Origin of the sequence: Streptococcus oralis SK304, from assembly GCF_000287715.1 — a bacterium.
In the GTDB taxonomy this organism is placed as follows: Bacteria; Bacillota; Bacilli; order Lactobacillales; family Streptococcaceae; genus Streptococcus; species Streptococcus oralis_Y.
On record NZ_ALJN01000006.1, the window covers coordinates 186,155 to 198,978 of the forward strand.

General features: G+C 43.6%; 8 protein-coding genes. 3 read left to right on the top strand and 5 right to left on the bottom strand.

Annotated features, from left to right (window positions below; translation table 11 throughout):
• Window positions 1-4: 4 nt before the first annotated feature.
• From HMPREF1125_RS04185 to HMPREF1125_RS04195, 3 genes are all read right to left on the bottom strand, one after another.
• Window positions 5-220 (bottom strand): hypothetical protein, encoded by a 216-nt coding sequence (locus HMPREF1125_RS04185; protein WP_000710894.1) that lies wholly within the window; start codon window positions 218-220, stop codon window positions 5-7.
• 406 nt (window positions 221-626) lie between these two features.
• Entirely contained in the window at window positions 627-3,620 is a 2,994-nt protein-coding gene (locus HMPREF1125_RS04190) for a type I restriction endonuclease subunit R (protein ID WP_029748401.1), read from the bottom strand.
• A gap of 67 nt (window positions 3,621-3,687) precedes the next feature.
• Window positions 3,688-6,321: a DEAD/DEAH box helicase family protein gene (locus tag HMPREF1125_RS04195; RefSeq protein WP_025172325.1), complete on the bottom strand. Its 2,634-nt coding sequence runs from the start codon at window positions 6,319-6,321 to the stop codon at window positions 3,688-3,690.
• Between the two features lie 135 nt (window positions 6,322-6,456).
• Between HMPREF1125_RS04195 and HMPREF1125_RS04200 the strand changes: the two genes are divergently transcribed.
• Window positions 6,457-7,074, top strand: a complete 618-nt coding sequence (locus HMPREF1125_RS04200) for a TVP38/TMEM64 family protein (protein ID WP_000077674.1) — start codon at window positions 6,457-6,459, stop codon at window positions 7,072-7,074.
• 41 nt (window positions 7,075-7,115) lie between these two features.
• Here the strand turns inward: HMPREF1125_RS04200 and scrK are convergent, their stop codons facing one another.
• Both scrK and HMPREF1125_RS04210 read right to left on the bottom strand, forming a co-directional pair.
• On the bottom strand, window positions 7,116-8,003 hold the full coding sequence (scrK, locus tag HMPREF1125_RS04205; RefSeq protein ID WP_000164282.1) for a fructokinase ScrK: 888 nt from the start codon (window positions 8,001-8,003) through the stop codon (window positions 7,116-7,118).
• A 153-nt stretch (window positions 8,004-8,156) separates the two neighbouring features.
• Window positions 8,157-10,043, bottom strand: a complete 1,887-nt coding sequence (locus HMPREF1125_RS04210; RefSeq protein WP_001064511.1) for a sucrose-specific PTS transporter subunit IIBC — start codon at window positions 10,041-10,043, stop codon at window positions 8,157-8,159.
• A 379-nt stretch (window positions 10,044-10,422) separates the two neighbouring features.
• Here HMPREF1125_RS04210 and HMPREF1125_RS04215 point away from each other — a divergent pair, with 379 nt between their 5' ends.
• Window positions 10,423-11,877, top strand: coding sequence for a sucrose-6-phosphate hydrolase (locus tag HMPREF1125_RS04215; RefSeq protein WP_000455331.1), 1,455 nt, complete (start codon window positions 10,423-10,425; stop codon window positions 11,875-11,877).
• Entirely contained in the window at window positions 11,858-12,823 is a 966-nt protein-coding gene (locus HMPREF1125_RS04220) for a LacI family DNA-binding transcriptional regulator (protein WP_000225992.1), read from the top strand. Before HMPREF1125_RS04215 ends, HMPREF1125_RS04220 begins: the two co-directional genes overlap by 20 nt.
• Window position 12,824 lies beyond the last annotated feature (1 nt).

A 12,824-nucleotide genomic window follows, 5' to 3' on the forward strand; every position in this document is an offset into this window, starting at 1 on the left:
CGAATCATTTAGTTTTTTCTTTATCAAATAAAGACTGGATTAGTTCTGGAAGATAGACCTGTTTTTGATCTGTTTTTACAATACTTCCTTGTTTATCAGGTTGAATCAAAGGTCTATCCTTTCCTACATAGACTTGAAACAATGAACAGAGCAAAAATAGGAGTCCCCATAGAGGAAGCACCGATAGGAAACTCTCCTCATTTACTTTATCTTTCTTCATCAGATTTCTCCTTTAAGTTGATAAGACAATTCTAACAAATAGCAAAGAACCTAGGACACTCATCCGCTCAACTGTCTACTTTATCAGCTCAACAGCACTTTTTCAGTCTATTTCTTACTTTTACAGGATAAATCAGCCATTTCAGAAACAGAAAATCTCTATCTGACTAGACACACATCCGTCTGTCAGATAGAGACTCTTACTATTTTTAGATTTTAACTTTTCTAGCTTTAGAATACATCTAAACTTTAGGAAAGACGACTATTCGAAAGTTCGAAGACCTCAAAACTTTCTCAGGTAGAGTATTCGAAGCTTAGAACACTCATAAATTTATGTATTTCTTATCATTCGAAGCTTAGAATACATATAAACTTTAGGAAGTCTATATCTTCGAAACTTCGAAGGACTATCTCCCCACTCTGAGTGGCTCAATAACTTCTTCGACAAGTTGCTTACAAGCTTCCTTGATTTGTTTTTTATAGAGGAGGGGATTGAGGGCATCCGCCACTTCTATCTTATAGTCCTGATAGCGCTGGCTCTTGGTCAGCTGGCTCTCTCCTAGTTGTTTTTTAGCTCCCTTGCGGTAGTGCTCGACATAGTAACGGAGTTCATCCTCTCCGACATACCAACGTTTGCTAAAGACTTGGATATGTTGCTGGATAACTGCCTCGATCATCTGATCCAAGATATTGGCAATGGACTGACCACGATAGCTTTCTGGATTTGCTTGGACTTCTCTCCATAGTTCAGTGATGATCTGGGCAAGATTTGGATTGGTCTTCTCAAGGCTCTCAATATAGTTATCCACTGCTTCTCTATCTTGAGCGCTTAGGTTCTTTTCTTGACTTTGACCTTGCTCGATCAGGCTTTGGATTAAGGTTAGGATGTAGGCATAGTTAATCTCATCCACTTGGATAGACTCTAGTTCATAGTGAATATCAAGGGGCTCCCCATCCTCACCACCATCATCTCTTCGACTTTTTAATTCTGCCAGGATATTTTGATAAAAGCCTAGATAGGTTTCCAATTCTTCTGCGCTTAGTCCCGTCTGGGCGTAGATTTCTTCCTCATCATACTCTTTATAAACTCGGATAGAAGCTAAGTATTTATCAAAGACCTGATAGGCCTTGGCGAGCTTTCTCAACTCAGATGTAGAGATTTGCTCGATTTGGAGTCCTTCATCAGGATCATCGGTGATGAGATTTTGGAAATCACTGCAACTCCGTAAAAAGTTCCTCTTTTCCTCTTCCCAGCTTGGGGCTAGAACCTCGTTTTCTCCACCATTTGAGTAGAGCTTGAGGGCATTATCCACCGCTTCCTTAAAGGCTAGAGGCTTTTGGAAAGTGATGATATGACCATAGGTCTTACTGGAGTCAAAGATCCGATTGGTTCGACTAAAGGCTTGGATCAAGTCCTGCGGTTGCATAGGCTTTCTGTCGATAAAGAGAGTCGATAGACAAGGAGCATCAAATCCCGTTAAGAGACGATTGACCACAATAACCAAGTCTAACTGCTCCTTGCGATAGAGGTATTTGTCCTGTTTTCGAGCTAGGCGGTTATTGACATCTGTATTAAAGCCACGAAGATCCGCCATGGTAAAGTGGGTATCAAACTCTCGATTATAGTCTTCTAGAACCTGCTTCATGTGGTCTTGGTTGGCTCTTGACTCTTCTTCATTCTCCGTAACGGAGTAGGTGATGGTCGCCTTTGGAAAATCAGGAAGGACTTGCTTGACCCTCTCCGATACCTTGACTCTCGTCTCCCCAGCCTTGACTCGTTTGAGTAGGTCATAGTAGGCTTGGGCTTGAGGGATGGACTTAACGGTTAGGATGGCATTGTAGGTCTTACCTACTCCCTTTTGGAAGCCTAGCTGTTGCCGGGATTTATTGATAATGGCATCCAAGACTTCCAGCATATGCTCCTCATCTTCGTAGACACTATCTGGGACTTGATCTTCAGACTGATCTGTGATGAGGGTATTGCGATAATCCACCTTAAACCCTAGAACTGCGCCATCATGGATGGCTTCCTTGACTGTATACTCATGTAGACGGTCTCCATACTGTTGCTGGGTGGTTTGGGCTAGGTCGCCGACTTGCTGGCGTTTATTTTCCTTAAAGATGGGGGTGCCTGTAAAGCCATACCAGAGGGACTGAGGGAAAAAGGCCTTAATATCTTTTTGTGTCTGTGGAGTCACGGCACGGTGGCATTCATCCACGACAAAGGCCACTCGGAGTCCCTTGATTTTGTCCGCATCTCGTTGGTAAAGTCCTTGTTCAAACTTGCGCATCATGGTGGTGATTTTCTGGATTGTTGTCACCACGACACGCTTATCATTGCTTCCTAAGCGCTTGACCAAATCATGGGTATTATCCGTCTCATCGATATCAATGACATCATTGGTCGCATAAGAGAGAAAAGATGAAGTGGTCTGTTGGTCCAAGTCCCTGCGGTCAACGACAAAAATCGTCTTTTGGATGGATGGAATCTGGAGGAGATTCCGAGCCACCTTATAAGAAGTCAGGGTCTTCCCTGAACCTGTCGTATGCCAAACATATCCTGATGCTTGCTGGCGAGAAGCTTCTTGCACCGCTTCGATAGCATGGATTTGGTAGGGGCGCAAGAGGATGAGAGCTTTCTTGCTATCATCAATGACCGAGTATTGCATGACCATCTGGTGGGCACGAGGGATGGAAAGGACTTCGTGAGCAAAGCTGGTTAAGTTTGTCACAGGATGATTGTCCTTATCTACCCACTTGGTTAGAAATTGCTTATTGAGTTTATTTTCCCTAGCTGCAGCGATATAGCGAGTGTCTACCTTATTGGTCACAACAAACATCTGTAAACTAGAGTAGATGCCACGGAACTTGCCTTCGCGGTCATATTTTTTAATCTGATGAAAGGCATCTAAAAAGGGAACTCTAGGACTTTTAAGTTCAATTTGAATCATGGGCAAGCCATTGATGAGGAGGGTCACATCTAGCCTACGGTCTTGATCTAGGGGATTGGCCCTGTCTCTCTCGACTTGATTGACAACTTCATAGCTAGACTTACCAGCTGCGATATTGTCTCGCCAGATGACGGATAAGCGGATGGTTCCTAGGCTTGCATCCTCTCTTTGAACCTCGACTTTGGCAATGCCGTTTTCACCGACCAACCACTTGGCAGCATCATAGTAGCTGATAAAGTTGAGTTGGTTTTTTATCTGGCGTTTTTCCTGCTCTGTCAAAGGATAGTCTGCTAGCAGGGCAACGTTGTTTTGGGCTAGTTTAGTAAAGAAATTGTCCCATAATTGGTCTTCTGTTTTTAAATCTTCTCGATAAGTCCATTGACTTTCCCCAGTTACCAGTTGGGTGATTAGTTGTTTTTCTATCTCCAGTTCTGGTTTTACTTGCATCATTCTCTCCTTTATAATGCACAATTTTACTATATTATATCATGTTTCAGATGGATTTTTCCATACGCTCCTACTCCAACCGGCTCTTAACCTTCTTCTTAGTCAAGGTACGGTCGTTTTTATTGGAGAGAGCTTTGATACGAGCTTCGAGAAGAGTTTTCCGTCCGGCCTCTGTTCGTGTGTAGACGAGGTGATAATGTCCGATAGTCGGAGTCAGAAAGTCGAGGAATTTCTGCGCTTCTTCCTTGCGCTTGTCAAAAAGACTAGGCACGGCATAGTAAGGTGACTGATCTTGTCGGACTTTCTCTGCCTTCAAGAGATAGCGCTGATTGTCCACTGGAGCAAAGAATTCTCCCACAGTCTGAGCAAACAACTCCTTGTTCCTCATGCTTCCTCCCTTGAGATAGACAAAAATCATATAATTTCCCTTGTCCTCCTCTACCTGAACGCGGGATTGACCGTCCGTTAGATGCCCCAAATCTAGCAGAGCCTTTCGAATCTGCTCACCCAGAGACTGCAATCGTTTATAGGGACTCTTATAGCAGAGGTAGCGCCAAGATGCAAAGGCAAAAAAGAGGAGACAGGCTGCCGTAAGCCACCAAACTCTAATCAGTCTCAATCTAAACAACAAGAGCAATAAATCCACTGCTAGGAGCAACAAAGACATGCGAACCCATTTTAATGCATCAAACTGGAGCATGATTGGAATCTTCTGTTGTTGAGCAGCGACTTCAGTGACAATCTCAAATCGATCTGCCACTACGAGAGCATCTTGCCATTTTTTGCGCAAGCCTGCTCGATCCTTGGAGAGACTCTTAACTCGCTCATTATACTCGCTGATTTGCTTTTTCCTAAAAGGGGGCTTGGGAAAATCCAAACGATCCAAACCGGTCTCAATACTCTCCTGATTATAGGCCAAGCCAAGAAAATGCTCCATCCGTCGCGACAAGGTCTGCAGATCCTGATTGCTCTCTGGTCTAGGCTCCTCACCAGGAAGAGTGATAAGTGCTTGCGCTTGAACGGCTACCAGATGCCAGATGTTGCTGGTCTTTTCTGGATGTCCCGGCCAGATACGAATGGCACGGCCACGCATCTGGTTACTTAGCATAAAGCTCCCCACAAAGCTTCCGAGTATTAGGGAATTAACACAAGGAGCATCCCAACCCTCTCCGAGGAGAGATTTGGTTCCGACTAGGACTTGAATCTGCCCTCGTTGAAAAAGCTCCGTCACTGCCGCTACGATTCCCTTAGCTGAGCTAGGAAAACCAACCTGCACATAATCTTTTGGATCCAAGTGACCAATAGATGAGAAACTAAGAGGAACCTGAGGCAAGAGTTCCTTCAACTCTGCTACCACATCGGTAGGCAAAATAACGACACTACCTGACAAGACAGCCAAAGATACAGGGATCTCTTGCTCCTGAGCTTTTCGACGAATGCTTTCAAAATAAGGAAGTACCCCCAACTGAGAAATGGTTGCCTGATTATCTCCCAGATAGGTAGCAAAATCCTTGCGAATATAGTCAGCTAGTACTAACTGTCTCAGTTCCTGACCTAGACTCTCATACTCCGTCAAAAAGATATCGACAATGGCAGACAACTTCCCCAGAGATTGGGTTAAAAGCTGGTCAGAAGCCTTAGACTTAACCAGATAAACCTGACGTTTTTCCACCAAGCTACGCGCCTTCAAGTCAGCCTCTAACTTTTTCTTATATCCATCTGGACCCTCATACCAATCTGGTGTCTGATAGAGTAGGCTCTGCAACAGCGTCTCCAGCCAGTAGGAGGTCAATGCTGGAAGCTTCTGGGTTCCCAGTAAATTTTGCAAAGAGGGAGGAATCGTTAACCCCTGAGAATGCATATAAATCAAAATAGCAGACAAGTACTTGGGATCTTCTAAGAGCAAATCAGATGAAATATCCCCTTTGAGGACCTTAGACCCTACTACAAATGTTTGAAAATCAGGATCAACTATAAGGTGGTGAATATAGTCCCACTTAGACTCCTCAAACCGTTTGAGACGTTCCGCCTCTTCAGCTGTTGGTGAACACATATAGACAAAATCCTGATGAGGGCAAAGAGTGTCTTCCTTGACTAGTTCAGGTACCGTGATTTCTTGGTCAATTTCCCCACACATACGGATATAGCGTTCCCAGAGTTCAGGCTCGCTGTCATAAGGTGGTGTCGCTGTCAGGGAGATGACTTGCAGCTGTTCATACTGCTTGCGAAAGGCTTCCAGACTTTTCCACCATTCATTGCGCAGGTGGTGGCATTCGTCCAAGCAAAGGGTAGCAACTTTCTGAGTTCTTAGACTTGAAAACAAATCAAACCCCACAAAATCCTCTGCTTCTCCATCTTCTTGTGATTGCAATTGGTTCATGGCGCTATGAAAAGCCTGATAGGTCACAATCGTTAATGCTTTCATTTCCTTTAAGTTTTGGGAAACGAGATCTGAAATCTTCTGTTCGTTCTCTAAAAAGGCTGTTTGAATCCTGTCCACCCATTGTTCACGAATGGTGACAGTTGGAACCAAGACAAGGGCTGGATTGCCAAAACGAGCGATTAGCTCGATACCAATGGTGGTCTTGCCGGACCCTGGTGCCGCCACTAGGTGAACATGCCCATCTGCTTGATAGTCTTGAAAACGATCCAAGACCTGTTTTTGGTATTTTCTCCATCTTCCTTTAAAATTTAAATCTAACATTTCTTTCACCGTTATATCTCTTGACTTACTTCTTTAATTGTACCACACTTATATAAAAAGCAAGATAAGGAATCAAATTAGTCTTTATAAGAAAAATATGGTATAGTAGAATCATACTATCTATAAGGAGTTTCTATGTCACAGCATAAGCAAATGAAAGCTGTTTCTCCCCTTCTGCAGCAAGTCATCAATATTTCGTCTATCGTCGGGGGAGTCGGCACCTTGATTTTCTGTATTTGGGCCTATCAGGCGGGTGTTTTACAGTCCAAAGAAACCCTATCGGCCTTTATCCAGCAAGCTGGGATTTGGGGGCCACCACTCTTTATCTTTTTACAGATCCTACAAACCGTTGTTCCGATCATTCCGGGAGCTTTGACCTCAGTGGCTGGGGTCTTTATTTACGGACATATCATCGGGACTATCTATAACTATATCGGTATCGTGATTGGCTGTGCCATTATCTTTTATCTGGTTCGCCTCTACGGTGCGGCCTTTGTCCAGTCCGTCGTCAGCAAGCGCACCTATGACAAGTACATTGGCTGGCTAGATAAGGGCAATCGTTTTGAGCGTTTCTTTATCTTTATGATGATCTGGCCAGTTAGCCCAGCTGACTTTCTCTGCATGCTGGCAGCTTTGACCAAGATGACCTTCAAGCGCTATATGATTATCATCGTTTTGACCAAACCCTTTACCCTAGTGGTTTATACTTATGGTTTGACCTATATTATTGATTTCTTCTGGCAGATGTTTTAAGAATAGAAAAATCCGTTTGGTTGCCCAAACGGATGCTTTTTTTATTTTGAAACTTCTTTTGCAAGGACAAAATTCCCAAGTGTAGCGGAACCATTGCCTGCGACTGCTGGCGTCACGATGTAGTCACGCACGTCTGGTACTGGTAGATAGCCATTGAGCAGAGCTGTGAATTTCTCACGTACACGGTCCAACATGTGTTGTTGGGCCATGACTCCACCACCAAAGACGATCACGTCTGGGCGGAAAGTCACTGTTGCGTTGACCGCGGCTTGAGCGATATAGTAGGCTTGAACATCCCAGACAGGGCTGTTGAGTTCAATATTTTCACCACGAATACCTGTACGAGCTTCCAAACTTGGTCCAGCCGCAAAACCTTCCAAACAGCCTTTGTGGAATGGACAAACACCGTTGAATTCTTTTTCAATATCCATTGGGTGTTTGGCCACATAGTAGTGCCCCATTTCAGGGTGTCCGACACCTCCGATAAACTCACCGCGTTGGATAACACCTGCACCAATCCCTGTACCGATCGTGTAGTAGACCAAATTCTCGATACGACCGCCAGCATTGTTACGAGCAACTACTTCACCGTAGGCAGAGCTGTTTACGTCTGTGGTGAAATACATGGGCACATTTAGGGCACGACGAAGGGCACCAAGTAGGTCTACATTTGCCCAGTGAGGTTTTGGAGTCGTTGTGATAAAGCCATAGGTTTTTGAATTTTTGTCGATATCGATAGGGCCAAACGATCCGACAGCAAGACCTGCAAGATTATCGAATTTTGAAAAGAACTCGATGGTTTTATCGATAGTCTCGATAGGAGTTGTTGTAGGAAACTGTGTTTTTTCTACAATGTTAAAATTTTCATCTCCGACAGCACAGACAAACTTTGTACCGCCTGCTTCTAAGCTTCCGTATAATTTTGTCATGATAAACCTCTTATCTTTGTTTTCTCTATTATAGCACATTTTGAAAGTCTACATTTCTCTATATTTTAGATTTTCCTCTGTAAATCTTACCATTCAAGTAAAAACGAACAAACATGACATTTGTTCGTTTTTAGGTTTGATTTTTGAAGAGGATTAGGCTTTCACTTCGATGATCGCGTCACCCTTGACAACTGAACCACTTGCGACTGGTGTCACAGAAGCGTAGTCTGCTGTATTAGTCACGATAACCATTGTTGTGTCATCAAGACCTGCAGCAGCGATTTTGTTTGAGTCAAAGGTTCCGAGAACGTCTCCTGCTTTGACCTTGTCGCCTTGAGCAACTTTTTGTTCAAAGCCTTCACCGTTCATAGTCACCGTATCAATACCAACGTGAATCAAGATCTCAGCTCCATTTGCTGTCTTCAAACCGTAAGCATGTCCTGTAGCAAAGGCGATCGATACTTCGGCATCAGCTGGTGCGTAAACCACACCTTGGCTTGGTTTTACAGCGATCCCTTGTCCCATTGCACCACTTGAAAAGACTGGGTCATTGACATTCTCAAGAGCAACTACGTCCCCAACGATAGGAGTTTGGATTGTTTCATTTTGAGGAGCTACTGGAATGTTACCAGTTGTTTCTTCTTGGACCAAGCGCTCTGTCGCAACTTCAGTAGCGACTTCTTCTTCATCCTCATAACCAAACATGTAAGTAAGGGCAAAACCAAGAACGAATGATACAGCTACCATAAGAAGGTATTGAAGCAATTGACCGTTACCAACGTAAAGCATTGTACCAGGGATGATGGTGATACCATTACCAGTACCAGCAAGTCCAAGGATTGAAGCCAATCCACCACCGATAGCACCAGCGATCAATGAAAGGAAGAATGGTTTACGGAAACGCAAGTTTACCCCGAAGATAGCAGGCTCTGTAATACCGAGGAAGGCAGAAAGAGCAGCTGGGAAAGCAAGTGTTTTCAGTTTTGGATTTTTAGTTTTGACACCAACGGCAACAGTTGCAGCCCCTTGAGCTGTCATCGCTGCAGTGATAATAGCGTTAAATGGGTTCACATGGTCAGCAGCAAGTAATTGCACTTCAAGCAAGTTGAAGATGTGGTGTACACCTGATACGACGATCAATTGGTGAACCCCACCGATGACCAAACCACCAAGACCAAATGGCAAGGCAAGAATCGCTTTTGTTCCAAGAAGGATGTAGTTTTCAACGACGTGGAAGACTGGTCCGATGACAAAGAGTCCAAGGATAGACATGACCAAAAGTGTCACGAACGGTGTCACCAAGAGATCCAAGACATCTGGGACCACTTTGCGGAGAGCTTTTTCAAACTTGGCTCCGACCACCCCGATAATGAAGGCTGGAAGAACGGAACCTTGCAAACCAACAACAGGAATGAAGCCAAAGAAGTTCATAGCTGTTACTTCACCACCTGATGCTACAGCCCAAGCGTTTGGAAGTGAGCCAGAAACCAGCATCATACCGAGGACGATACCAACAGCTGGGTTACCACCGAATACACGGAAGGTTGACCACACAACTAAACCTGGCAAGATGATGAAGGCTGTATCTGTGAGGATTTGGCTGTAAATGGTAACATCTTCTGGAAGTGTCATTCCAAGAGCGTTCAAGAGTCCACGAAGACCCATGAAGAGACCAGTTGCTACGATAACTGGGATGATTGGCACAAAGACGTCACCGAAAGTACGGATAGCACGTTGGAACCAGTTTCCTTGTTTAGCAGCTTCTGCTTTCATATCTTCTTTAGAAGATGTTGGCAAACCAAGTGCAACCACTTCATCGTACATCTTATTTACTGTACCAGTACCAAAGATGATTTGGTATTGACCTGAGTTAAAGAAAGCTCCTTGAACTTTATCCAAGTTCTCAATCACTTCCTTATTGATTTTCCCTTCATCTTTGACCATGACACGTAGACGAGTCGCACAGTGGGCTACACTGTTGACATTTTCACGTCCGCCGAGGGCTTCGATGACCTTTTTTGCAATATCCTGATTGTTCATTTGCAAAAATCTCCTTATAAAATTTTGTTCTTGTTTGAAAGCGATTTTATTCGCCCTACGACTATTATTTTATCATGTTTCTAAAATATGTCAAGCGTTTTGCAGAATTTTTTATTTTCTTTCTTTTACTCCTGATTATTCTTGCTCGTTTTTGAGGGATATTTTCTTTTTCCTCAAAAAAATATCCTTATATTAGAGGGTTCAAAGCTTTTTATTTACATTTTCTTTCATTTTTTCGTGAAAATTTGTCAAATTTCCTTTGCTTGATTTCTGGTAATCGTTTGACATATTTTTCTCTTTTTTAACATAAAAGACTTGCTTTTTTTATCGAAAACGTTTACTATTAATAATAGAATAGAACTTATGGAGGAAAGATAAAATGGAATGGACAACTGAGCGCCGTTATAGACGCTATGAAGATTGGTCTAATGATGAAATCAAGCAAATCAAGGAAAAGATAGCACAATCTCCTTGGCATACTCGTTACCATGTCGAGCCTAAAATGGGGCTTCTCAATGATCCAAATGGCTTTTCTTATTTTGATGGCAAATGGATTCTCTTTTACCAGAACTTCCCCTTTGGTGCAGCCCATGGGTTGAAGTCTTGGGTGCAGCTTGAAAGTGATGATTTAGTACACTTTAGAGAAACTGGAGTCAAAGTTTTGCCAGATACTCCATTAGATAGCCACGGTGCCTACTCTGGTTCTGCCATGCAGTTTGGCGATCAGTTGTTCCTGTTTTATACAGGAAATGTCCGTGATGAAAACTGGATTCGTCACCCTTACCAGATTGGTGCTTTGATGGATAAGGATGGTAAGATTACAAAGATTGACAAGATCTTGATTGACCAGCCAGCAGACTCTACTGACCACTTCCGCGATCCGCAAGTTTTTAACTTTAAGGGACAATATTATGCTATCGTCGGCGGACAGGACTTGGAGAAAAAAGGCTTCGTCCGTCTCTACAAGGCTGTGGACAATGACTATACAAACTGGCAAGCAGTTGGCGACCTTGACTTCGCTAACGATCGCACTGCCTACATGATGGAATGCCCAAATCTGGTCTTTGTAGGGGAGCAACCTGTCCTTCTTTACTGTCCACAAGGATTGGATAAAAAAGTTCTAGACTACGATAATATCTTTCCAAATATGTACAAAATCGGGGCTTCCTTTGATCCTGAAAATGCTAAAATGGTAGATGTGTCTCAACTTCATAATCTAGACTATGGTTTCGAAGCCTATGCAACTCAAGCCTTCAACGCTCCTGACGGACGTGCACTAGCAGTAAGTTGGCTTGGGTTACCAGATGTAGCCTACCCATCTGATCGATTTGATTATCAAGGTGCCCTCTCACTGGTTAAGGAACTGACCATCAAAGATGGGAAACTCTACCAATACCCTATCGCAGCTATCAAAGAACTTCGTTCTTCTGAAGAGGTCTTCTCAAATCGTACTCAAACCAACAACACCTATGAACTCGAGCTCAACTTGGAGGCCAATAGCCAGAGCGAGATTATCTTACTTGCTGATCAAGAAGGCAAGGGGCTTTCCATCAACTTTGACCTTGTCAATGGACAAGTGACAGTAGATCGTAGTCAGGCTGGTGAACAGTACGCCCAAGAATTTGGTACGACTCGTTCTTGCCCTATCGATAACCAAGCTACTACTGCCACTATCTTCATCGACAAGTCAGTCTTTGAAATTTTCATCAATAAAGGAGAAAAAGTATTTTCTGGTCGTGTCTTCCCACATGCGGACCAAAATGGTATCCTGATCAAGTCTGGAAACCCAACCGGAACTTACTATGAATTAGATTATGGTCGCAAAACTAACTGATGTCGCAAAACTTGCAGGCGTCAGCCCCACTACCGTCTCACGGGTCATCAATAAAAAGGGGTATCTATCTGAGAAAACCATTCAAAAGGTTAATGAAGCCATGCGAGAGCTAGGCTATAAGCCCAATAATCTGGCTCGAAGTCTCCAAGGAAAATCTGCCAAGTTGATTGGACTTATTTTTCCAAACATCAGTCATGTCTTTTATGCGGAGTTGATTGACAAGTTGGAACACCAACTCTTCAAAAATGGCTACAAGACCATCATCTGTAACAGCGAACATGACTCTGAAAAAGAACGGGAGTACATTGAAATGCTGGAGGCCAACCAGGTCGATGGTATCATTTCTGGAAGTCACAACTTGGGAATCGAAGACTACAATCGTGTGACGGCACCGATTATTTCCTTTGACCGAAACTTGTCTCCAGACATCCCTGTCGTCTCCTCTGATAACTACGGCGGCGGTGTTCTCGCAGCCCAAACCTTGGTCAAGACAGGCGCCCAGTCTATCATCATGATTACAGGGAATGACAATTCCAACTCGCCTACTGGACTGCGTCATGCTGGCTTTGCATCCGTTCTCCCAAAAGCTCCTATTATCAATGTTTCGAGTGACTTTTCTCCCGTCCGAAAAGAAATGGAAATCAAGAATATCTTGACTCATCAGAAACCAGATGCGATTTTTGCTTCGGATGATTTGACAGCTATTCTGGTGATCAAAATCGCTCAGGAACTGGGAATCTCTGTTCCTGAAGAGCTCAAAGTCATCGGCTATGACGGGACTTACTTTATTGAGAACTACTACCCTCAACTCGCGACCATCAAGCAACCCTTGGAAGAGATTGCCCACCTCACTGTTGATCTCCTCTTGCAGAAGATCGAAGATAAGGAAGTCGCGACAACTGGTTACTTCTTACCAGTTACCTTATTACCAGGAAAAAGTATTTAAG